The sequence below is a fragment of the Vogesella sp. LIG4 genome, assembly GCF_900090205.1.
Taxonomy (GTDB): domain Bacteria; phylum Pseudomonadota; class Gammaproteobacteria; order Burkholderiales; family Chromobacteriaceae; genus Vogesella.
This window is the reverse complement of the sequence record NZ_LT607802.1, coordinates 2,480,149-2,500,969: the sequence shown is the minus strand read 5'-3', so window position 1 is coordinate 2,500,969 and position 20,821 is coordinate 2,480,149. Positions and strand designations below refer to the sequence as shown.

Below are 20,821 nucleotides of genomic sequence, written 5' to 3'. Positions count from 1 at the left end.
GCGGGCGCCTGGTGGCAGGCCAGGCACCCGCCGGCAGGGTTGGCCGCATGCGGCCAACGGCTGCCAGTGCAATACTTTTACAGGTTCTGCCGGGCCCGGCACCGCCGGGCCGCTCCTGTCCGGTGTTGAATCGGCAGCCTTTCCATTTTTACACCCAAGCCCTTGCGCTCAGCGAAGTGGCTTGCCCCCAATCCTCCCCGTTAACTACGAGGATTTGCGCACCCGCAGGTACCATTCGCACAGCAGCCGCACCTGCTTGGGCGTGTAGCCCTTGGTTACCATGCGGTTGACGAAGTCTTCGTGTTTCTTGGCTTCGTCGGTGCTGGCCTTGGCATTGAAGCTGATCACCGGCAGCAGCTCTTCCGTGTTGGAGAACATTTTCTTCTCGATCACGGTGCGCAGCTTTTCATAGCTGGTCCACAGCGGGTTCTTGCCGGCGTTGTTGGCGCGCGCGCGCAGTACGAAGTTGACGATCTCGTTGCGGAAGTCCTTCGGGTTCGAGATGCCGGCCGGTTTCTCGATCTTCTCCAGCTCGGCATTCAGCGCCGTGCGGTCGAAGCTCTCGCCAGTGTCCGGGTCGCGGTACTCCTGATCCTGAATCCAGAAGTCGGCGAAGGTCACGTAGCGATCGAAGATGTTCTGCCCGTACTCGCTGTAGCTTTCCAGGTAGGCGGTCTGAATCTCCTTGCCGATGAACTCCACATACTTGGGTGCCAGGTACTCCTTGATGAAGGTCAGGTACTTCTGTTCCTGCTCGGCCGGGAACTGCTCGCGCTCCACCTGCTGCTCCAGTACGTACAGCAGGTGCACCGGGTTGGCGGCCACTTCGGTGTGGTCGAAGTTGAACACCTTGGACAGGATCTTGTAGGCGAAGCGGGTGGAAAGCCCGTTCATGCCCTCATCCACGCCGGCAAAGTCGCGGTATTCCTGCAGCGACTTGGCTTTCGGGTCGGTGTCCTTCAGGTTCTCGCCGTCGTACACCTGCATCTTGCTGTACAGGCTGGAGTTTTCCGGGTCTTTCAGCCGCGACAGCACCGCGAACTGCCCCATCATCTTCAGCGTGCCTGGGGCGCATGGCGAGCCGGACAGCGAGGAGTTGCGCAGCAGCTTGTCGTAGATCTTGATCTCTTCCGTCACCCGCAGGCAGTACGGCACCTTGACGATGTAGATACGGTCGAGGAAGGCTTCATTGTTCTTGTTGTTGCGGAACTGCTTCCATTCACTCTCGTTGGAGTGCGCCAGGATGATGCCGTCAAAGGGAATCGCGCCGAAGCCTTCCGTGCCCTTGAAGTTGCCTTCCTGGGTGGCGGTCAGCAGCGGGTGCAGCACCTTGATCGGCGCCTTGAACATCTCCACGAATTCCAGCAGGCCCTGGTTGGCCAGGCACAGGCCGCCGGAGTAGCTGTAGGCGTCCGGGTCGTCCTGGGCGTAGCTTTCCAGTTTGCGGATGTCCACCTTGCCTACCAGCGAGCTGATGTCCTGGTTGTTCTCGTCGCCCGGCTCGGTCTTGGATACCGCGATCTGCTTGAGCACCGACGGGTAGCGCTTCACCACGCGGAACTGGCTGATGTCGCCATTGAACTCGTGCAGGCGCTTCACCGCCCACGGGCTGGGGATGGCGCGCAGGTAGCGGCGCGGAATGCCGTACTGGTCTTCCAGCAGCGCGCCGTCCTCGTCGTAATTGAACAGCCCCAGCGGCGACTCGTTTACCGGGCTGCCCTTGATGCAATAGAACGGCACCCGTTCCATCAACTCCTTCAGTTTTTCGGCAATCGACGACTTGCCGCCACCCACCGGGCCCAGCAGGTAGAGGATCTGCTTCTTCTCTTCCAGGCCCTGCGCGGCGTGGCGGAAGTAGGCCACCACCTGTTCAATGGCTTCTTCCATGCCGAAGAAGTCGCGGAAGGCCGGGTAGACGCGGATCATCTTGTTGCTGAAGATGCGCGACAGGCGGGAATCATGGCGGGTGTCGATCATCTCCGGCTCGCCAATGGCCATCAGCATGCGTTCGGCGGGCGAGGCGTAGGTCATCGGGTCGCGCTTGCACAACTCGAGGAACTCCTGAATGGTGTATTCCTCTTCGCGGGTGCGGTCGTAACGGGAAGCGTAGTGACTGAAGATGTCTGGGGTCATGGCGTCACCCTCCTGGTGGAGGCAAACGAGACCCTGGCAGAAGCGTGATTGCCGTGCCAGATCCCCCTTGCCAAGTTGTCAGCTGTCGCGGGAAAGCTGTTCTTTGTTTGGGTATAGCACAGCAAAAAAAGTGCAAGTAAGAAAAAGCCGTCATTAAGACGGCTTTTTTAATATGCATTTATCAATTCCACTACTAAGCGCGGCGCTGCAGGATGCGCACGCCGATCTCGTACAGCTTGCCGCGCTCCACTTCGTTGCAGCGTCGCACCTCTACCGTGGCCTCCAGCGGGCGCATCGGCACACTGCCGACACCGGGCACGATCACCACCACTTCCAGTTTTTCGCCATGCTGCGGCACGTAGGAGCAGCGTATCGCCATGCCATCCACCGACAAGTCCACGCACTCGCCATAGTGCGTCTCGCCGGTGTGCAGCGACTTGAACTTGGTGCGGCAGCCCATGCGCATGCGCCGGCCGACACGGCGATCCTGGTAGTGGCTGTCAAACGGTTTCACCAGCGAGCTTCCCCTGTTGCCATGCGGCCAACCAGTGCAGGCCGACAATGGTCTTGCTGTCCGCGATCTCCCCGCTCAGCGCCATCTGCTGCACATCCGCCACCGGCAGCAGCTGCACTTCCAGGAACTCGCCCTCGTCCAGCTGGCGCGCCTGCAGCCGCAGGCCGGTGGCCAGGTAGTAGTGGATCACTTCGTCGGCATAGCCGATGCACGGCCAGGCCTTGCCAAGATAATGCCATTGTTGTGCAGCATAGCCGGTTTCTTCCAGCAGCTCGCGCCGGGCGGTGTCGTGCGGATGCTCCGCCGGGTCCAGCTTGCCAGCCGGAATCTCCAGGAACTCGCGCCCGGCCGGGTAGCGGTACTGCCGCTCCATCACCAGCTGGCCATCGTCGGTCAGCGCCAGCACCGCGGCGGCGCCGGGGTGGCGGATGAACTCGCGAAATGCCGTACTGCCATCCGGCAGGCTCACCTGGTCGCGGCTCACCTGGATGAAGCCGCCCTGAAATACCTGTTCGCTACTGAGAGTTTTTTCTGTGAGATCCACGCTGAGTCTTTCGCTGTTGCCAATGGTGACGTACCACAAGACGCCAGCCGAGCATGACCGCGCCGTAGCCCAGAGCCGCCAGTATCAGCCCCAGTACCGGCACGCCCAGCAACAGCGGGGTACCGTACTCGCGCAGCCAGTGCAGCAGCTGCGGCCCCCACAGGGCGAGGTCATGCCAGGCGCCTTCCGGCATCTGCGGCATTGTAGCCGGCACCGCCTGCCCAAGTAAGCGCTCCCCTAGCCGAAAAGCCAGGAAGTACAGCGGCAGATAGGTGAACGGATTGGTGTACAGCGTGCAGATCAGCGCCACCGGCAGGTTGATGCGGAAAAGCAACGCCAGCAGCCCGGCGGTAAGCATCTGCGTCGGCCCGGGCATCAGCCCGGAAAACATGCCCACCGCCACCGCGCGCGCCACATTGCGGCGCTGCACGCTCCATAGCCGCGGCTGGTCGAGATAAGGGCGCACAAAGCGCAGCGCCGGCGTCTGCAGCCAACCGTGGGCAATGCCCATCTTGCCGCGCACCCAGCGTTTCAACCGTGCCATGCCATCTCCTGTGACTTGCGTTCAGAAAAGAGAGTTGCCAAATCGCACAGAATAATTTAAACAGTCGTTTGATTTAAATCTGCCCGACGAGCAGAGTAGAGGGCCGCCCACCCGGCCAACACGAGGAAACCCGACCCGGCCATACGCCGGGCCGCGCACCAACAACGGAGACCATGATGCCTGCTTACCAAGCACCGCTGCGCGATTTTGATTTTGTCCTCAACGAGCTGATCAAAGTTCAGGAAGTACTGCCCTCGCTGCCGGGTTACGAAGAGGCCAGCCAGGACATCTTCACTTCCTACCTGGAAGCCGCCGCCCAGTTCTGCCAGCAAGAACTGGCACCGCTGAACCGCCAGGCCGACGAAGAAGGCTGCCAGTTCGACCCGGCCACCAAATCGGTAACCACACCGACCGGCTTCAAGCAGGCCTACCAGCAGTATTGCGAGCTGGGCTTCCCGGCGCTGGACTGCGACCCGGCCTACGGCGGCCAGGGCATGCCCAAATCGCTGGCCTTCCCGGTGATGGAAATGCAGTGTGCGGCCAACGTGGCGTGGTCGATGTACCCGGGGCTGTCGCACGGCGCCTACTCCGCCATCCACGCTCACGGCAGCGATGAGCAGAAGGCCACCTACCTGCCGCGCCTGGTGGACGGCAGCTGGACCGGCACCATGTGCCTGACCGAGCCGCACTGCGGCACCGATCTGGGTCTGCTGAAGACCCGCGCCGAACCGAACGCGGACGGCAGCTACAATATCACCGGCACCAAGATCTTCATCTCCGCCGGCGAGCACGACATGTCCGACAACATCATCCACCTGGTGCTGGCGCGCCTGCCGGATGCGCCCAGGGACGTAAAAGGCATCTCGCTGTTCATCGTGCCCAAGTTCCACCAGGACGGTAGCCGCAACAGCGTGTACTGCGGCAGCCTGGAACACAAGATGGGCATCAAGGCCAACGCCACCGCGGTGATCAACCTCGACGGCGCCCAGGGCTGGCTGATCGGCGAGGCGAACAAGGGCCTGGCCTGCATGTTCACCATGATGAACGCCGCGCGCCTGGGCTGCGGCATGCAGGGCCTGGGCATTGGCGAGGCGTCCTACCAGGGCGCGCTGGCCTACGCCCGCGAACGCCTGCAGATGCGCGCGCTGGCCGGGGCGAAGTTCCCGGAAAAACCGGCCGACCCCATCATCGTGCACCCGGACGTGCGCCGCATGCTGCTGACGCAGAAGGCCTACACCGAGGCCGGCCGCGCGCTGTCGGCGATGCTGGCGCTGCAGCTGGATATCGAAGACAAGCACCCGGATGCCGAGGCACGGCAGGATGCCGCCGACCTGGTGGCGCTGCTTACCCCGGTGGCCAAGGCCTTCATGACCGACAACGGCTACACTGCGGCCAACCTTGGCATGCAGGTATTCGGCGGCCACGGCTTCATCCGCGAATGGGGCATGGAGCAGCTGGTGCGCGACTGCCGCATCTCGCAGATCTACGAAGGCACCAACGGCATCCAGGCCATCGACCTCCTGGGCCGCAAGGTGCTGCTGGACCAGGGCGCCAAGCTGCGCAAGTTCAGCAAGCAGATCCACAAGTTCTGCCAGGCCAACGAGGGCAACGCGCAGTTGGCCGAGTTCGTCGGCCCGCTGGCCAAGCTGCTGAAGGAAGTGGGCGACATCACCATGGGCGTGGGCATGGCCTCGATGCAGGATCGCGATGCCGCCGGCGCCGCTGCCACCGACTATCTGCGCCTGGTCGGTCACCTGACCTATGCCTGGCTGTGGGCGCGCATGGCGGAAGTGGCCTACGCCAGGCTGGAAACCGGCGGTGATGCTTTCTACCAGGCCAAGATCACCACCGCCCGCTTCTACTACGCCAAGCTGCTGCCGGAAGTGGAAGCACTGAAGGTGAGCATCAAGTCCGGCGCGCAGCCGCTGATGGCGCTGGAGGACGAGCACTTCGCGTTCTGAGCGATGCCGGCTCCAGCCGGCTGGTAAGGGGAAACGGCGCCTGACGGCGCCGTTTTTCGTGTCCGGCCACTTGCTTGCGCGGGTATGGCCTGCATCCAACCCGCCCTAGCCCTGGCTATCGTCTTCATCGCCACGCAGCCGGCGCAGCACCGACTTCAGCTGCGCCTCGGCGGTGCCCTCCGGCTGTTCCAGCCGCATCAACCGCAGGTGCAGCAACATGTTCTCCAGCACCAGCCGCGCGGTGGACAGCATATAGATAAGCTGGCACTCCTCCGGGCTGGCCTCGGCCTGCAGTTGCTCGTCGCGCTGCAGCAGGTCGGCCATCACCAGCCGGCGCAGTTCATCCTCGTCCATCGGCAGGTCGGCGAAATCCAGCGGATCGCCGCGCTCCACCTCCTGCAGCAGCTGCAGCATTTCCTCCAGCCCCAGCCTCATGATGCTTCTCCCGGTTACGTTCTGAGTGTAGCCGGCAAAAACAAACCCCGTGCCAGGGCACGGGGTTTGTGACCATGGACAAGCCAGAAGGGCTTGTCATGAAAACAGCAGGGCTGCGGATGCCATCACCTTTCTGGCGCGGCTCGGCTTTGCCGGGTCCGGTAGCAGCGGAGCGAAGTACCTCGCTGCAGCCACACACGGGGTTTGTGACTGGGTTGGCCGCAAGCGGCCACCGCTCAGTTACGGCCGTGGCAGGCCTTGTACTTCTTGCCGCTGCCGCACGGGCACGGGTCGTTGCGGCCAACCTTGTCGCCGTCGCGGCGCACGGTTACCGGTGCCTGCTCCTTGGCGCGCCAGTAGTTGTACACCGCCAGCAGCGCATCCTCGAACTCGCCCTTGAAGCCGTTGATTTCGGCCTCGCCGAACTGCAGCAGAGCAGCCTCGCCGTCTTCGCCATCGAACATGCCACCCAGCGCCATCACCGGCATCAGCAGGTCTTCGAAACCCTCGTCGTCGGCAGCCTCGAACCAGTCGGTGGGCACCACGTCCAGCGCGTACATGAAGGCATTGCACCACGGGCGGAAGTCGGCTTCCTCGCCTTCTTCCTCTTCATACAGCACCAGCTCCGGCAGCTCGCCGTCAGCCAGCGCGTCGGCGGTGGCGTTGTAGAACTTCTGCAGCAGGCTGCGCACTTCGGCTTCGTGCTCCGGGTTGTCGAAGGCCGGGGCGTCACCCAGCACTTCCGGCAGCCAGGTGTCGATGTCCAGCTTGTCCGGGCCGCATGCCAGCGCAGCGAAGAAGCCCTGCGCTTCGTCCGGGCGCATGGTGGTACCTGCCTGCGACAGCGGGGTCAGCAGCATTTCCAGGCGGGTGAGGTCGGCCTCGTCGAATCGGGTCATGATCTATCTCCATCAAGAATGGCGCGCATTGTAGCCCATCAGCCAAGTTTAGTCGGCAAGCGGCAACTTACCCGTGGCATGTGACAGGAAAAAGCCCCGCATCGGCGGGGCTGACTGGCATCAACGACAGCTCAGGCCGTCTTGTCCTCCTCCAGCCCCAGCTTCTGCTTCATCTGCTGCCGCATCATGAATTTCTGGATCTTGCCGGTGATGGTCATCGGGAAGCTGTCGACGAATTCGATGTAGCGCGGAATCTTGTAGTGCGCGATCTGGCCGCTGCAGAAGGCGCGGATTTCGTCCGCGGTGCAAGTCTCGCCGTCACGCAGCCGTATCCAGGCGCACAGTTCCTCGCCGTACTTGGCGTCCGGCACGCCCACCACCTGCACGTCCTGTACCTTGGGGTGGCGGTAGAGGAATTCCTCGATCTCGCGCGGGTAGATGTTCTCGCCGCCGCGGATCACCATATCCTTCACCCGGCCGACGATATTGCAGTAACCGTCCGCGTCCAGCACCGCCAGGTCGCCGGTGTGCATCCAGCCGGCAGCGTCTATCGCCTCGCGGGTTTTCTCCTCGTCGCCCCAGTAACCCAGCATTACCGAGTAACCGCGGGTGAGCAGTTCGCCGGTTTCCCCGCGCGGCACGATGCGGCCCTGCGGGTCGACGATCTTCACTTCCACGTGCGGGTGGATGCGGCCAACGGTGGACACTTTCTTTTCCAGCGGGGTGTCGGTGTAGCTCTGGAAGCTCACCGGGCTGGTCTCGGTCATGCCGTAGGCAATGGTGACCTCGGCCATGTGCATCTGAGCCACCACCCGCTTCATCACTTCGATAGGGCACGGGCTGCCGGCCATGATGCCGGTGCGCAGGCTGGAGAGGTCAAACTCGGCAAAGCGCGGGTGATCCAGCACCGCGATGAACATGGTGGGCACGCCATGCAGCGCGGTGCATTTTTCCGCCGCCACGGTTTCCAGCACCGCCAGCGGCTCGAAGGCTTCCGACGGGAAAATGATGGTGCTGCCGTGGGTGAGGCAGGCCAGCACGCCCAGCACCATGCCGAAGCAGTGGTACAGCGGCACCGGGATGCACAGCCGGTCGTGCTCGCTGAGGCGCATCGCCTCGCCGACGAAAAAGCCGTTGTTGAGGATGTTGTGGTGGGTAAGCGTGGCGCCCTTGGGGCTGCCGGTGGTGCCGGAGGTGAACTGGATGTTGATCGGGTCATCGAACTGCAGCGTCTGCCCTACTTCCTGCAGCGCCTGGCGCTCGGCATCACTCGGCTCTGCCAGCAGGCTGTCGAAGTTCAGCATGCCCGGCGTGGCTTCACTACCCAGGCGGATCACCCAGCGCAGTTCCGGCAGGCTGGCGGCCTGCAACCCGCCCGGCTGGCTTGCGGCCAACTCCGGCACCACGTCGCCCAGGATCGCCAGGTAGTCGCTGCTCTTGAAGCTGGGCGACAGCACCAGCGCGCGGCAACCCACCTTGCCCAGCGCGTATTCCAGCTCGCTGCGGCGGTAGGCCGGGTTGATGTTCACCAGCACCAGCCCGGCCTTGGCGGTGGCGAACTGCATCAGCACCCACTCCACATTGTTCTGCGACCAGATGCCGACGCGCTCGCCCGGCTGCAGGCCCAGCCGGCGCAGGCCGCAGGCCAGCCGCGTGACCTGCTCGCCGAATTCGGCGTAGCTCCAACGCACGCCCTGCTGGCGCACGATCAGGCCGTCGCGCGCGGCATGGCGCTGGCAGGCGGCATCGAAGAACTGGCCGATGGTCTGGCCGATCAGCGGCTGCTCGCTGCCGCCGTGAACGTAACTCGGGTGAAGGCTCATGTTGTGGTCTCTCCGCAGGCGATGCTGTTGTCTTTTGAGCGGTAACTTACTATTACGTTAACGTAAGCTCAAGCACAAGCCGGGCAGCTGCGACAAAAAACGCTACAATCGCCGCAACACATCAGGAAGCACCATGAGCGAAGAACGCCTTTTCACCATTTCCGACCTCGCGCGCGATTTCGACATCACGTTGCGCACCATCCGCTTCTACGAGGAACAGGGCCTGATCGAGCCGCAACGCGAAGGCCGCCAGCGGCTGTTCACCCACCGCGACCGCGCGCGGCTGCGGCTGATCCTGCGCGGCAAGCGCATTGGTCTGGCACTGTCGGAGATCCGCGAGATCCTGGACCTGTACGAACTGGCGCGCGACGAGGCCAGCCAGTCGCTGAAGCTGCTGCAGCTGCTGTCCGACCGCAAGAAGCAGCTGGAAGAGCAGCGCCTGGACATCGACGCCGTGCTGGCCGAAATCGACACGCTGGAAGAACACTGCCGCCAGGTAATCGACACCATGACCGGCAAGGAAGCCACAAGCTAGGCCAGCGCATGCCATCCGCGCGGATGGTTTGCCATTACGTATTGACGTTAACGTAAGCGTAAGTCAACATAACAGCATCATCGGTGCAAAAAGCATCTATCAAGAAGCCATATGCCGCGCCCCGCCGGGCACAGAGGAGAGAGACATGTACAGCAGCCTGCGCTTTGACTTTGGTGAAACCTACGACATGCTGCGCGAATCGGTGCGCGACTTCGCCCAGAGCGAGATCGCCCCGCGCGCTGCCGACATCGACCGCGACAACCTGTTCCCGGCCGACCTGTGGCAGAAGTTCGGCGACCTGGGCCTCCTGGGCATCACCGTCAGCGAGGAATACGGTGGCGCCAATATGGGCTACCTGGCGCACATGATCGCCATGGAAGAGATCAGCCGCGCCAGCGCCTCGGTGGCCCTCTCCTACGGTGCGCACTCCAACCTGTGCGTGAACCAGATCTACAAGAACGGCAACGCGGCACAAAAGCAGAAATACCTGCCCAAGCTGATCTCCGGCGAGCACATCGGCGCGCTGGCCATGTCCGAGCCCAACGCCGGCTCCGACGTGGTGAGCATGAAGCTGCGCGCCGACAAGGTGGCCGGCGGCTACAAGCTCAACGGCAGCAAGATGTGGATCACCAATGGCGGCGACGCCGACACCCTGGTGGTATACGCCAAGACCGACATCAACGCCGGGCCGAAAGGCATTACTGCCTTCATCATCGAAAAGGGCTACGCCGGCTTCAGCCACGGCAGCAAGCTGGACAAGCTGGGCATGCGCGGCTCCAACACCTACCCCATCTTCTTTGACGACTGCTTCGTGCCGGAAGAAAACGTGCTGGGCGGCGAAGGCAATGGCGTGAAAGTGCTGATGAGCGGCCTGGACTTCGAACGCGCGGTGCTGTCCGCCGGTCCGCTGGGCATCATGCAGGGCTGCATGGACGTGGTAGTGCCCTACCTGAACGACCGCAAGCAGTTCGGCCAGAGCATCGGCGACTTCCAGCTGATGCAGGGCAAGCTGGCCGACATGTACGTGAAGCTGTCCGCCAGCCGCGCCTACGTCTACGCCGTAGGCCAGGCGCTGGACCGCGGCGAATCCGGCCGCCAGACCCGCAAGGACGCCGCCGGCGCCATCCTCTACGCCGCCGAGAACGCCACCCAGATGGCGCTGGACGCCATCCAGTGCCTGGGCGGCAACGGCTATATCAATGAATACAGCACCGGCCGCCTGCTGCGCGATGCCAAGCTGTACGAGATCGGCGCCGGCACCAGCGAGATCCGCCGCTGGCTGATCGGCCGCGAGCTGATGGCCGAAACCCGGTAAGCATGGTGGCTAAATCGCCCGATACTGCGTTGCGCCGCCTGGCCGTACGATTTGTACTGTCTGCGGCAGCGCGCCTTGTCTCGGGCGATGTTTCCAGCCATGCCCTGGCCATACCAAGGAAAACCAGAACATGACCGCCGCCGAACGCATCGTTCAGGCCCAACTGGATGCCTACAACGCCCATGACCTGGCCGCCTTCACCGCCTGCTACGCCGACGATGTGAAGGTCTACCGCCTGCCGTCGATGGCGCTGAGCCTGGATGGCAAGGCCGCGCTGGCCGAGCACTACGCGCGCCACCGCTTCACCCTGCCGCTGCTGCATGCGGCACTGCTGGCGCGCATCGTGCACGGCAACCGCGTGATCGACCACGAAGACGTAACGCTGGACGAAGCGCGCCGCATGCGCGCGGTGGCAATCTACGACGTCAATGCCGACGGTCTGATCGGCGCCGTCTGGTTCGTCGATAGCGAATGACAAGGTAAACGACATGCCCATCATCGAATCCAAGCTCTCCCCCCGCGCCGCCGACTTTGCGGCCAACGCCGACAAGATGCGTGCCGTGGTGGCCGACCTGAAGGACAAGGTTGCCCGTGCCGCGCAGGGCGGCGGCGACAAGGCGCGCGCCAAGCACGTGGCGCGCGGCAAACTGCTGCCGCGCGAGCGCATCGACCTGCTGCTGGATGCCGGCTCGCCGTTCCTGGAGCTGTCGCAGTTGGCCGCATACGGCATGTATGGCGACGACGCGCCGGGCGCCGGGGTGATTACCGGCATCGGCCGCATTGGCGGCATCGAATGCCTGATCGTGGCTAACGACGCCACCGTCAAGGGCGGCACCTACTACCCGATGACGGTAAAAAAGCACCTGCGCGCGCAGGAAATCGCCCGCGAAAACCGTATTCCTTGCATCTATCTTGTTGACTCTGGCGGCGCCTTCCTGCCGCTGCAGGATGAAGTGTTCCCCGACCGCGAGCACTTCGGCCGCATCTTCTACAACCAGGCCAACCTGTCCGCCGCCGGCATTCCGCAGATCGCGGTGGTGATGGGCAGCTGCACCGCCGGCGGCGCCTACGTGCCGGCGATGAGCGACGAGACGGTGATCGTCAAGGAACAGGGCACCATCTTCCTGGGCGGCCCGCCGCTGGTGAAGGCCGCCACCGGCGAAGTGGTGTCGGCAGAAGAACTGGGCGGCGGTGACGTGCACACCCGCGTGTCCGGCGTGGCCGACCACCTGGCGCAGAACGATGCCCACGCGCTGTCCATCGCCCGCCGCATCGTGTCCGACCTCAACTGGAAGAAACAGGGCGAGCTGGACCGCGCTGCGCCGAAGCCGCCGCGCTACGCCGCGGAAGAAATCTACGGCGTGATTCCGGCCGACCCGAAAAAACCGTTCGACGTGCGCGAGATCATCGCCCGCCTGGTGGACGACTCGGACTTCGACGAATTCAAGCAGAACTACGGCACCACTTTGGTCACCGGCTTTGCCCGCCTTAACGGTTACCGCGTCGGCATCATCGCCAACAACGGCATCCTGTTCAGCGAGTCCGCGCTCAAGGGCGCGCACTTCGTGGAGCTGTGCTGCCAGCGCGGCATTCCGCTGATCTTCCTGCAGAACATCACCGGCTTCATGGTGGGCAAGAAGTACGAAAACGGCGGCATCGCCAAGGACGGCGCCAAGCTGGTGACCGCCGTGGCCTGCGCCAGCGTACCCAAGTTCACCGTGCTGATCGGCGGCAGCTTCGGCGCCGGCAACTACGGCATGTGCGGCCGCGCCTACTCGCCACGCTTCCTGTGGATGTGGCCGAACAGCCGCATCTCGGTAATGGGCGGCGAACAGGCTGCCGGCGTGCTGGCCCAGGTGAAGAAGGAACAGCTGGGCGACACCTTCACGCCGGAGCAGGAAGAAGCACTGAAGGCGCCGGTGCGCGAGCAGTACGAACGCCAGGGCCACCCCTACTACGCCAGCGCCCGGCTGTGGGACGACGGCGTGATCGACCCGGCGCAGACCCGCGAGGTGCTGAGCCTGGCGCTGGAAGCCAGCCTGTCGGCGCCGGTGGAACAGACACGTTTCGGCGTGTTCCGGATGTGAGGCCGTGATGGGCGCCGATCCGCTGACTGTCATGCTGGAGTCACAGACCGCCGGCCATGCCGCCGAGCTGTTCCCACTACTGGCAGACCCGGCGCTCTACGCCTATATCGACCAGGCACCGCCCGCCAGCCTGGACGCCTTCACGGCGCGGCTGCGCAGGCTGGAAAACCGCTGCTCGCCAGATGGCTGCGAGCAGTGGCTCAACTGGGCGATACGCTTGCCGGAACAGGGGCTGGCCGGCTACGTGCAGGCCACGGTTTATGCCGATGCCAGCGCCGACATTGCCTATGTCGTGGGTAGCCGATTCCAGCGTCGCGGCATCGCCAGCGAGGCCTGCCGTCAGATGTTGAACCGCTTGCGCGCCGAGCATGGCGTCAAGCGCTGCTATGCCACGGTGGATCGCCGCAACCAGGCATCCGCCGCGCTATTGCACAAATTGGGTTTCCGCGAGGCAAGCAGCCATCCCCATTACGCCATCGAGGCGGGTGATGCGCTCTACTTACTGGAGGTGCAGACATGAGCTACACAACACTACAGATCGAACGTGCCGGCCAGGTGGCCACGGTGTGGATGAACCGCCCGGAGCTGCACAATGCGATGAACGAGCACCTGATCGGTGACCTCACCGCAGTGTTCCGCGACCTGAACCACGACGACAGCGTGCGCGTGATCGTGCTGGCCGGGCGCGGCAAGAGCTTTTCCGCCGGCGCCGACCTGGACTGGATGCGCCGCGCCGCCGGCTACAGCGAAGCACAGAACCTGGAAGATGCCGGCAAGCTGGCGGCCATGCTCAAGGGCATCTACCGCAGCAAGAAGCCGGTGATCGCCCGCATCCACGGCGCCGCCATGGCCGGCGGCACCGGGCTTACCGCGGTGTGCGACATCGCCATTGCCACCGAAGCCGCCAAGTTTGCGCTCACCGAAGTGCGCCTGGGGCTGATCCCGGCCACCATCGGCCCCTATGTGGCGGATGCCATCGGCTGGCGCCAGGCGCGCCGCTATTTCCTCACCGCCGAGCGCATCGATGCTGCCACCGCCGAACGCATCGGCCTGGTGCACGAGGTGGTGGACGAAGCCGCGCTGGACGAGCGCGTGGCCGAAGTGGCCGCCGAACTGTGCCGTGGCGGCCCGCACGCGCTGTCCGCCGCCAAAGAGCTGCTGGGCGCGCTGCGCCACAGCTCGCCGTTTGCCGACGAGCTGCTGTCCGACACCGCGCACCGCATCGCCGCCATTCGCATCACCGAGGAAGCGCGCGAAGGCCTGACCGCCTTCTTCGACAAGCGCCCGCCGCGCTGGGTAAAGGACTAAGTGCTGCCCTTGCGGCCAACGTTGGCCGCAAGGCATGAACACGAGTACAGGGTGGGCAAACATAGCTTGCCTGCCAGCAATACCAGATTGGTAGGCACGGCCTGATGGCCCCAGCCCACCCTGCGGTAAAGCGCCGCCACACAGCAGGGTGGGCAAAGCGCAGCGTGCCCGCCATCAGTGGTACCGACAAGAAAAGGGATCACCCCGATATGTTCACCAAGATTCTGATTGCCAACCGCGGAGAGATAGCTTGCCGCGTGATCAAGACCGCCCGCGCCATGGGCATCCGCACCGTGGCGGTGTATTCCGATGCCGATGCCGGCGCCCGCTTCGTCAAGCTGGCGGATGAAGCCTACCGGCTGGGGCCGGCGCCGGCGGCCGAGTCCTACCTCAAGGCCGACCTCATCCTCGACATCGCCCGCAGCAGCGGCGCGCAGGCAGTGCATCCGGGCTACGGCTTCCTGTCGGAGAACGAAGACTTCGCCGCCGCCTGCGAGGCTGCCGGCATCGCCTTCATCGGCCCGCCGGCCAGCGCCATTGCCGCCATGGGCAGCAAGTCCGCCGCCAAGGCGCTGATGGAACGCGCCAACGTGCCGCTGGTGCCGGGCTACCACGGCGACAACCAGGATGAGCAACTGCTGAAAACCCAGGCCGACGCCATCGGCTACCCGGTGCTGATCAAGGCCAGCGCCGGCGGTGGCGGCAAGGGCATGCGCATCGTGGAGCGCGGCGACGACTTCCTGGCCGCGCTGGCCAGCTGCCAGCGCGAGGCGCGCGCCAGCTTCGGCGACGACAAGGTGCTGGTGGAGAAATACCTGACCCGCCCGCGCCACGTGGAAATCCAGGTGTTCGCCGACAGCCTGGGCGGCTGCGTCTACCTGTTCGAGCGCGACTGCTCGGTGCAGCGCCGCCACCAGAAAGTGCTGGAAGAAGCCCCTGCCCCGCACCTGCCGGCGGAAACCCGCCAGGCCATGGGCGAAGCAGCAGTGGCTGCCGCCCGCGCCGTGGGCTATGTCGGTGCCGGCACGGTGGAATTCATCATGGACGTGGACAGCGGCAAGTTCTACTTCATGGAAATGAACACCCGCCTGCAGGTGGAACACCCGGTAACCGAGATGATCACCGGCCAGGACCTGGTAGCCTGGCAGCTGAAAGTGGCCAGCGGCCAGCCGCTGCCGCTGCAGCAGCATGAGCTTGCTATCCACGGCCACAGCATCGAGGCGCGCATCTACGCCGAAGACCCGGACAAGGGCTTCCTGCCGGCCACCGGCACCCTGCTGCACCTGGTGCCGCCAGTGGAAAACGCCCACGTGCGGGTGGATACCGGCGTACTGCAGGGCGATACCATTTCGCCGTTCTACGACCCGATGATCGCCAAGCTGATCGTGTGGGGCGAAACGCGCGAAGCGGCGCTGCAGCAGCTGGACGCCGCGCTGGCTGCCTACCAGGTGGTGGGCGTTACCACCAATATCCGCTTCCTGCGCCGCATTGCCGCCAACCCGGCCTTTGCCAGTGGCGATGTGGACACCGGCCTGATCGCCCGCTACCACGACAGCCTGCTGCCCGCCCCCGCGGCACCGGGCAGCGAACAGCTGGCGCTGCTGGCACTGGGCGAGGTGCTGGCCGGCGCTGGTCACGACAATCACGCCTTCGGCGCGCTGCAGGGCTGGCGCCTGAACGGCGCGCAGCAGCGCCGCATCGGCTTTGCCCACGGCGAGCAGCGCTGCGAAGTGCTGCTGCAGCATGACGGCAAGGGCTTCGTGCTCGATATCGGCGGCGAGACTTTCCATGCTAGCGCCAGCCTGCTCGGCAGCCGGCTTGCGGCCAACCTTGGCGGCAAGCAGCTGCAGGCCACCCTGGTGCGCCACGGCCTGCAGCGCGTGCTGTTTGCCGACGGCGAGCGCATTGCCGTGGACTACATCGACCCTTACGCCTATGAAGAAGCAGGCGTGCACGGCGAGACCCACCTCAAGGCGCCGATGCCGGGCCGCGTGGTGGCCTTGCTGGCCGAAAGCGGCCAGACCGTGGCCAAGGGCGAGCCGCTGCTGATCCTGGAAGCGATGAAGATGGAACACACCATCGCCGCCCCGGCGGACGGCAAGGTGCTGGCCTTCTACTTTGCCGCCGGCGAGCAGGTGAACGACGGCGACGAGCTGGTGGATTTCGAAGCGGATTAAGCGTGGAGCAGCATCACGATGCGGCGTTATCAGCCACTGGAAGGCAATAACAGGAGCACCAAACGGACCGCGTGGCTGATCGTGGTGGCCGGGCTACTGTTTGCAGCCGTCCATTGCTATGACCTGTATTACAGCATCGCGGCCCGCCTACCCCTTGCTGGGTGGGAAAATTTCTATGAATGGTTGGCCCAGTCACCGCAGAACTTGAAAATGCCGGTCAGATACAGCGGCGTACTACATGCCTTGGAGCCCCTGCTTCCGATCGGCATCACGTCCACGCTACTGACTGTGTTCCAGATAGGCATCGGCTTGGCAATCACTCGCCTTGGCCTTTGGCTGCGCCACTATTGATGGCCAGTCGCCGGGTGAACAATTTGCGAGATACAACATGACTCACGTCAAGATCGTCGAAGTCGGCCCGCGTGACGGGCTGCAGAACGAAAAGCACAGCGTCAGCCTGGCTACCAAGCTGGAGCTGATCCGCCGCCTGGCCGACAGCGGCCTGACCTGCATCGAGGCCGGCGCCTTCGTGTCGCCCAAATGGGTGCCGCAGATGGCCGACAGCCTGGCCGTGCTGCAGGCGCTGGACATGAATGCCGGCATCGACTACCCGGTGCTGGTGCCCAACGACAAGGGCCTGGATGCGGCGCTGGAAGCCGGCGTGCGCGAGATCGCGGTGTTCGGCGCCGCCAGCGAGGCGTTCAGCCAGAAGAACATCAACGCCAGCATCGCCGAGAGCCTGCAGCGCTTCGAATCGGTGATGAAGCGCGCGCTGGCCGAAGGCATCAAGGTGCGCGGCTATGTGTCCTGCGTGGTGGGCTGCCCGTACGAGGGCGAAGTGGCGCCGTACAAGGTGGCCGAAGTGGCGCGCGCGCTGTACGGCATGGGCTGCTACGAGATTTCGCTGGGCGACACCATAGGCGTGGGTACGCCGAACAAGGTGACGGCGATGCTGGATGCGGTGAGCGAGGTGGTGCCGGTGGCAAAACTGGCCGGCCACTTCCACGACACCTACGGCATGGCCATCGCCAACATCCACACTGCGCTGCAGGCCGGGCTGCGCACTTTCGACAGCTCGGTATCCGGCCTGGGCGGCTGCCCGTATGCCAAGGGCGCCTCCGGCAACGTGGCCACCGAGGACGTGGTGTACCTGCTGCACGGCCTGGGTTACCACACCGGGGTGGACCTGGACAAACTGGCCGCTACCTCGTGGTACATCGCCGAGGCACTGGTGCGCGACCCTGGTTCACGCTATGCCAAGGCGCGCGGTTACAAGCCGGCATGAACCAGGCATGAACGCAGCTTCAGCGGGGATGATCCGGCGGCGCGCTTGCCAGCGCCGCCAGCACCATCTCGTCGTTGACCTCGTCGAAATGGCGGTAGAACTGGCCGACGGCGGAAAAGTCCGCCGATACCCGCAGACATACCACTTCGTCAGCAACGGCCTGCACCCGTTGCAGGGTGTCGGGCGGTGCCACCGGCACCGCGCACACCAGCCGGGCCGGCCGCAGCCGGCGCAGCGCATGCAATGCGGCCAACATGGTGGCGCCGGTGGCCAGGCCATCATCGACCACGATCACCAGCCGGCCGGCCACGGGAATCGCCGGCCGTACCGGGGTGTAGCTGGCGCGGCGGCGGCGTATCACCGCCATCTGGCGCGCGGTTTCCTGCGCCACGTAGTCCGCGGCGATGCTGTCGGCCAGGGCGTCCAGCAGCAGTACGCCGCTTTCGCCCACCGCGCCGATGGCCAGCTCAGGCGACCACGGCGCCCCCAGCTTGCGCACCAGCACCACGTCCAGCTCGCCGCCCAGGCTGTCGGCAATCAGCCGCGCCATCGGCACGCCGCCGCGCGGTATGCCCAGCACCAGCGGCCGCTTGCCGCTGTAGGCTGCCAGCGCCTCGGCCAGTTCGCGGGCCGCGTGCTCCCTGTCGATAAACATCCACTACCTCCCGCTTTGCGCGCTCCGTTGTTTCGTTATACCCGCTGCGGCCAACCTTGGCCTGCTCTAGCCACGGTAACCCAGCAGGGTGGAGACCCTGGCCGCGCAGTCGCGCAGCTGGCACGCCAGCTCGCCGTGCCAGTCGGGGTCGAACTCCGCCGCCGGGCCCAGGGTGGTGATCACCAGCGCCAGTTGCCCGCCGTTGTCGAATACCGGAGCCGACAGCGCATTGATGCCGGCCAGCGGGTAGCCCACCGCGCGCGCCATGCCGTGCTCGCGCACTTCGGCCAGCATGGCCGCCACGTCCGGGCGCTGCGCCGCCGGCTTGTGCGCCAGCTCCTGTTGCAGCAGTTCGGCACTGAGGTGCGCCGGCAGGTAGGCGGCAAACACGCGGCCGGTGGCGGAATCCAGCAGCGACATCACGCTGCCGGTGCGCATATTGATGTGCACGATGCGGTTGCATTCCTGGATGCGCACCACGGTGGGCCCGTGGTTGCCCCACACCGCCAGCGCCACGTTCTGCTGGCTCGCCAGCGCCAGTACCGCCGCCTGGTCGCTGGCTACCTTGATGGCGTCCAGCTCGTGCAGCGCGGTCAGCCCCATCTGCAGCGCGAAGCTGCCCAGCTTGTACAGGCCGGTAACGCTGTCCTGCTCGATCAGCCCCAGCTTGCCGAAGCTCACCAGGTAGGGATGCGCCTTGGCCGGCGGCATGCCGGCCTCGCGCGCCAGGTCTTTCAGCATCATCGGCGTGCCGAAGCGCACCAGGGCTTGCAACAGCGTGCCGCCCACTTCGATGGACTGGATGCCGCGGCGAGTGTCTTTTTCGAGTTCCATGATCTGCAGTCGTATGGCGGATTCGCGAGCAAGTGTAGCAGCCCTGTGACGGTTACGTTATTCGTTAATAGCAAATCAATTGATCATTATCTAATCTTCACGTATGGTTCCACCCGCAGCCAGCCCAGCAGGCCAGGCTGCATGCCCCCGGAGACAACACCATGCTGATCAGCAAAATTCACCACGTGGCCTATCGCTGCAAGGATGCGAAGGAAACCGTGGAGTGGTACGTAAAACACCTGGACATGAAATTCGTGCTGGCCATCGCCGAGAACGAAGTGCCGTCCACCAAGGCGCCGGACCCGTACATGCACGTGTTCCTGGACGCAGGCCAGGGTAATATCCTGGCCTTCTTCGAGCTGCCCACCCGCCCCGATATGGGCCGCGACCCGAACACCCCGACCTGGGTGCAGCACCTGGCGCTGGAGGTGGACAGCATGGACACGCTGCTGGCCACCAAGGCGCGGCTGCAGGCGGCCGGCATCGACGTGATCGGCCCCACCGACCACACCATTTTCCAGTCGATCTATTTCTTCGACCCCAACGGTCACCGCCTGGAGCTGGCCTGCAACACCGCCTCCCCGAAAATGATGCAGATGCTCGATGACGTGAAATGGGACATGCTTAACGAATGGGCAGTCACCAAGAAAGCGCCGCAGCACGCGCGCTGGATGCACGACGGCAGCTACAAGGAGCAAAACTGAGATGAAACTCGCCACCCTGAACCACGGCGGCCGCGACGGCACGCTGGTTGTTGTCAACCGCGCCCTGACCCGCTACTGCAATGCGGGCCATATCGCCGCCACCCTGCAGGCAGCGCTGGACAACTGGCATGACTGTGCGCCGCAACTGGCCGCGGTATACGAACAGCTCAACGCCGGCACGGCGGCCAATATGCAGCCCTTTGACCAGCACCTGTGCGCCAGCCCGCTGCCGCGTGCCTACCAGTGGGCGGACGGCTCGGCCTACATCAACCACGTGGAGCTGGTGCGCAAGGCGCGCGGCGCCGAACTGCCGGCCAGCTTCCACACCGACCCGCTGATGTACCAGGGCGGCTCCGACCGCTTCATCGGCCCGCGTGACGAAGTCGTCGCCGCCGAAAGCTGGGGCATCGATTTCGAGGCCGAGGTGGCGGTAGTCACCGGTGACGTGGCGCTGGGCGCCAGCGTGGAAGACTGCGCCCAGGCCATTCGCCTGGTGATGCTGGTGAACGACGTGAGCCTGCGCAACCTGATTCCGAACGAGCTGGCCAAGGGCTTCGGCTTCTTCCAGAGCAAGCCGGCGTCGGCGTTCTCGCCGGTGGCGGTAACGCCGGACGAGCTGGGCAGTGCCTGGCACGACAACAAGCTGCACCTGCCGCTGGTGGTGGCGCTGAACGGCACCGTGTTCGGCCAGCCCAATGCCGGCGTGGACATGACCTTCAACTTCGCGCAGCTGGTGGCACACGTGGCCAAGACCCGCGAACTGGGCGCCGGCTCCATCATCGGCAGCGGCACGGTGTCCAACAAGCAGGGCGACCTGTGGGGCTCCAGCGTGGAAAACGGCGGCGTGGGCTACTGCTGCCTGGCCGAAGTGCGCATGTACGAGACCATCGAGCAGGGCCAGCCGCGTACCTCGTTCATGAAACACGGCGACCGCGTGCACATCGAGATGTTCGATGCCGCCGGCCACAGCATCTTTGGCGCCATCGACAACACCGTGCGCGCCATTCCCGGCTGAGCCTGCACACGATCTGCTGCGCGTCGTGAAACGTCATACGGTAAGTACGCCTT

At 64.7% G+C, this 20,821-nt stretch carries 21 protein-coding genes and 1 pseudogene; 13 read left to right on the top strand and 9 right to left on the bottom strand.

The annotated features are described in order from the left end of the window. Positions 1-204: 204 nt before the first annotated feature. The 4 genes from PSELUDRAFT_RS11815 to PSELUDRAFT_RS11800 form a co-directional block, all read right to left on the bottom strand. A complete protein-coding gene (locus PSELUDRAFT_RS11815; protein ID WP_088967036.1) occupies positions 205-2,133 on the bottom strand; it encodes a PrkA family serine protein kinase in 1,929 nt (642 codons plus the stop codon). 193 nt (positions 2,134-2,326) lie between these two features. Continuing rightward, positions 2,327-2,647, bottom strand: a complete 321-nt coding sequence (locus PSELUDRAFT_RS11810) for a PilZ domain-containing protein (RefSeq protein ID WP_088967035.1) — start codon at positions 2,645-2,647, stop codon at positions 2,327-2,329. Continuing rightward, on the bottom strand, positions 2,634-3,191 hold the full coding sequence (locus PSELUDRAFT_RS11805; protein ID WP_088967034.1) for an NUDIX domain-containing protein: 558 nt from the start codon (positions 3,189-3,191) through the stop codon (positions 2,634-2,636). The genes PSELUDRAFT_RS11810 and PSELUDRAFT_RS11805 overlap by 14 nt, the downstream gene beginning before the upstream one ends. Continuing rightward, on the bottom strand, positions 3,163-3,735 hold the full coding sequence (locus PSELUDRAFT_RS11800; RefSeq protein WP_088967033.1) for a DUF2062 domain-containing protein: 573 nt from the start codon (positions 3,733-3,735) through the stop codon (positions 3,163-3,165). Before PSELUDRAFT_RS11800 ends, PSELUDRAFT_RS11805 begins: the two co-directional genes overlap by 29 nt. Before the next feature lie 176 nt (positions 3,736-3,911). Between PSELUDRAFT_RS11800 and PSELUDRAFT_RS11795 the strand changes: the two genes are divergently transcribed. Then, positions 3,912-5,696 carry an acyl-CoA dehydrogenase C-terminal domain-containing protein gene (locus PSELUDRAFT_RS11795; RefSeq protein ID WP_088967032.1) on the top strand — a complete coding sequence of 595 codons (1,785 nt, stop codon included), beginning with the start codon at positions 3,912-3,914 and terminating at the stop codon, positions 5,694-5,696. Positions 5,697-5,801: 105 nt separating this feature from the next. Here PSELUDRAFT_RS11795 and PSELUDRAFT_RS11790 read toward each other — a convergent pair whose 3' ends face one another. The 3 genes from PSELUDRAFT_RS11790 to PSELUDRAFT_RS11780 all read right to left on the bottom strand — a co-directional run bounded on the left by PSELUDRAFT_RS11790 (position 5,802) and on the right by PSELUDRAFT_RS11780 (position 8,853). Next, on the bottom strand, positions 5,802-6,131 hold the full coding sequence (locus PSELUDRAFT_RS11790; protein ID WP_179947540.1) for a hypothetical protein: 330 nt from the start codon (positions 6,129-6,131) through the stop codon (positions 5,802-5,804). A 236-nt stretch (positions 6,132-6,367) separates the two neighbouring features. After that, on the bottom strand, positions 6,368-7,030 hold the full coding sequence (locus tag PSELUDRAFT_RS11785; RefSeq protein ID WP_088967031.1) for a YecA family protein: 663 nt from the start codon (positions 7,028-7,030) through the stop codon (positions 6,368-6,370). A 131-nt stretch (positions 7,031-7,161) separates the two neighbouring features. Beyond that, the gene (locus PSELUDRAFT_RS11780) at positions 7,162-8,853 is read right to left on the bottom strand and encodes an AMP-binding protein (RefSeq protein ID WP_088967030.1); all 1,692 of its coding nucleotides are present in this window, start codon (positions 8,851-8,853) and stop codon (positions 7,162-7,164) included. A gap of 133 nt (positions 8,854-8,986) precedes the next feature. Between PSELUDRAFT_RS11780 and PSELUDRAFT_RS11775 the strand changes: the two genes are divergently transcribed. The 10 genes and pseudogenes from PSELUDRAFT_RS11775 (at position 8,987) to PSELUDRAFT_RS11735 (ending at position 17,560) form a co-directional block, all read left to right on the top strand. Then, positions 8,987-9,388, top strand: a complete 402-nt coding sequence (locus tag PSELUDRAFT_RS11775) for a MerR family DNA-binding transcriptional regulator (protein WP_088967029.1) — start codon at positions 8,987-8,989, stop codon at positions 9,386-9,388. Between the two features lie 145 nt (positions 9,389-9,533). Further along, complete coding sequence (locus PSELUDRAFT_RS11770; RefSeq protein WP_088967028.1) at positions 9,534-10,703, top strand: isovaleryl-CoA dehydrogenase; 1,170 nt, start codon at positions 9,534-9,536, stop codon at positions 10,701-10,703. A 130-nt stretch (positions 10,704-10,833) separates the two neighbouring features. Then, positions 10,834-11,178, top strand: a complete 345-nt coding sequence (locus PSELUDRAFT_RS11765) for a nuclear transport factor 2 family protein (protein ID WP_088967027.1) — start codon at positions 10,834-10,836, stop codon at positions 11,176-11,178. 13 nt (positions 11,179-11,191) lie between these two features. After that, positions 11,192-12,790, top strand: a complete 1,599-nt coding sequence (locus PSELUDRAFT_RS11760; RefSeq protein WP_088967026.1) for a carboxyl transferase domain-containing protein — start codon at positions 11,192-11,194, stop codon at positions 12,788-12,790. Between the two features lie 31 nt (positions 12,791-12,821). After that, on the top strand, positions 12,822-13,310 hold the full coding sequence (locus PSELUDRAFT_RS11755; RefSeq protein ID WP_162291256.1) for a GNAT family N-acetyltransferase: 489 nt from the start codon (positions 12,822-12,824) through the stop codon (positions 13,308-13,310). Beyond that, positions 13,307-14,098, top strand: coding sequence for an enoyl-CoA hydratase/isomerase family protein (locus PSELUDRAFT_RS11750; RefSeq protein ID WP_088967024.1), 792 nt, complete (start codon positions 13,307-13,309; stop codon positions 14,096-14,098). The genes PSELUDRAFT_RS11755 and PSELUDRAFT_RS11750 overlap by 4 nt, the downstream gene beginning before the upstream one ends. Positions 14,099-14,307: 209 nt before the next feature. Then, positions 14,308-15,645 (top strand): annotated as a pseudogene (locus PSELUDRAFT_RS11745) (acetyl/propionyl/methylcrotonyl-CoA carboxylase subunit alpha); the annotation flags it as partial. After that, a complete protein-coding gene (locus PSELUDRAFT_RS20090; RefSeq protein ID WP_369800114.1) occupies positions 15,619-16,275 on the top strand; it encodes a biotin/lipoyl-containing protein in 657 nt (218 codons plus the stop codon). The pseudogene PSELUDRAFT_RS11745 and the gene PSELUDRAFT_RS20090, both read left to right, overlap by 27 nt. An 18-nt stretch (positions 16,276-16,293) precedes the next feature. Further along, entirely contained in the window at positions 16,294-16,626 is a 333-nt protein-coding gene (locus tag PSELUDRAFT_RS11740; protein WP_088967022.1) for a hypothetical protein, read from the top strand. A gap of 37 nt (positions 16,627-16,663) precedes the next feature. Beyond that, on the top strand, positions 16,664-17,560 hold the full coding sequence (locus PSELUDRAFT_RS11735) for a hydroxymethylglutaryl-CoA lyase (protein WP_088967021.1): 897 nt from the start codon (positions 16,664-16,666) through the stop codon (positions 17,558-17,560). Between the two features lie 19 nt (positions 17,561-17,579). On the opposite strand, the gene PSELUDRAFT_RS11730 is transcribed toward PSELUDRAFT_RS11735, so the two are convergent. Together PSELUDRAFT_RS11730 and PSELUDRAFT_RS11725 are read right to left on the bottom strand one after the other, a co-directional pair. Continuing rightward, on the bottom strand, positions 17,580-18,215 hold the full coding sequence (locus PSELUDRAFT_RS11730; protein ID WP_088967020.1) for a phosphoribosyltransferase: 636 nt from the start codon (positions 18,213-18,215) through the stop codon (positions 17,580-17,582). Between the two features lie 66 nt (positions 18,216-18,281). Further along, the gene (locus tag PSELUDRAFT_RS11725) at positions 18,282-19,049 is read right to left on the bottom strand and encodes an IclR family transcriptional regulator (protein WP_088967019.1); all 768 of its coding nucleotides are present in this window, start codon (positions 19,047-19,049) and stop codon (positions 18,282-18,284) included. Positions 19,050-19,210: 161 nt separating this feature from the next. Here PSELUDRAFT_RS11725 and PSELUDRAFT_RS11720 point away from each other — a divergent pair, with 161 nt between their 5' ends. Beyond that, complete coding sequence (locus PSELUDRAFT_RS11720) at positions 19,211-19,753, top strand: VOC family protein (RefSeq protein ID WP_088967018.1); 543 nt, start codon at positions 19,211-19,213, stop codon at positions 19,751-19,753. 1 nt (position 19,754) lies between these two features. Continuing rightward, positions 19,755-20,768 (top strand): fumarylacetoacetate hydrolase family protein, encoded by a 1,014-nt coding sequence (locus PSELUDRAFT_RS11715; RefSeq protein ID WP_088967017.1) that lies wholly within the window; start codon positions 19,755-19,757, stop codon positions 20,766-20,768. The last annotated feature ends 53 nt before the right edge of the window (positions 20,769-20,821 follow it).

Coding starts and splice junctions, on each gene's coding strand:
- PSELUDRAFT_RS11795 (WP_088967032.1), top strand. CDS start 3,912: ATGCCTGCTTACCAAGCACCGCTGCGCGATTTTGATTTTGTCCTCAAC.
- PSELUDRAFT_RS11765 (WP_088967027.1), top strand. CDS start 10,834: ATGACCGCCGCCGAACGCATCGTTCAGGCCCAACTGGATGCCTACAAC.
- PSELUDRAFT_RS11730 (WP_088967020.1), bottom strand. CDS start 18,215: ATGTTTATCGACAGGGAGCACGCGGCCCGCGAACTGGCCGAGGCGCTG.
- PSELUDRAFT_RS11800 (WP_088967033.1), bottom strand. CDS start 3,735: ATGGCACGGTTGAAACGCTGGGTGCGCGGCAAGATGGGCATTGCCCAC.
- PSELUDRAFT_RS11715 (WP_088967017.1), top strand. CDS start 19,755: ATGAAACTCGCCACCCTGAACCACGGCGGCCGCGACGGCACGCTGGTT.
- PSELUDRAFT_RS11770 (WP_088967028.1), top strand. CDS start 9,534: ATGTACAGCAGCCTGCGCTTTGACTTTGGTGAAACCTACGACATGCTG.
- PSELUDRAFT_RS11815 (WP_088967036.1), bottom strand. CDS start 2,133: ATGACCCCAGACATCTTCAGTCACTACGCTTCCCGTTACGACCGCACC.
- PSELUDRAFT_RS11775 (WP_088967029.1), top strand. CDS start 8,987: ATGAGCGAAGAACGCCTTTTCACCATTTCCGACCTCGCGCGCGATTTC.
- PSELUDRAFT_RS11740 (WP_088967022.1), top strand. CDS start 16,294: ATGCGGCGTTATCAGCCACTGGAAGGCAATAACAGGAGCACCAAACGG.
- PSELUDRAFT_RS11750 (WP_088967024.1), top strand. CDS start 13,307: ATGAGCTACACAACACTACAGATCGAACGTGCCGGCCAGGTGGCCACG.
- PSELUDRAFT_RS11755 (WP_162291256.1), top strand. CDS start 12,822: ATGCTGGAGTCACAGACCGCCGGCCATGCCGCCGAGCTGTTCCCACTA.
- PSELUDRAFT_RS11785 (WP_088967031.1), bottom strand. CDS start 7,030: ATGACCCGATTCGACGAGGCCGACCTCACCCGCCTGGAAATGCTGCTG.
- PSELUDRAFT_RS11790 (WP_179947540.1), bottom strand. CDS start 6,131: ATGAGGCTGGGGCTGGAGGAAATGCTGCAGCTGCTGCAGGAGGTGGAG.
- PSELUDRAFT_RS11780 (WP_088967030.1), bottom strand. CDS start 8,853: ATGAGCCTTCACCCGAGTTACGTTCACGGCGGCAGCGAGCAGCCGCTG.
- PSELUDRAFT_RS11725 (WP_088967019.1), bottom strand. CDS start 19,049: ATGGAACTCGAAAAAGACACTCGCCGCGGCATCCAGTCCATCGAAGTG.
- PSELUDRAFT_RS11720 (WP_088967018.1), top strand. CDS start 19,211: ATGCTGATCAGCAAAATTCACCACGTGGCCTATCGCTGCAAGGATGCG.
- PSELUDRAFT_RS11760 (WP_088967026.1), top strand. CDS start 11,192: ATGCCCATCATCGAATCCAAGCTCTCCCCCCGCGCCGCCGACTTTGCG.
- PSELUDRAFT_RS11735 (WP_088967021.1), top strand. CDS start 16,664: ATGACTCACGTCAAGATCGTCGAAGTCGGCCCGCGTGACGGGCTGCAG.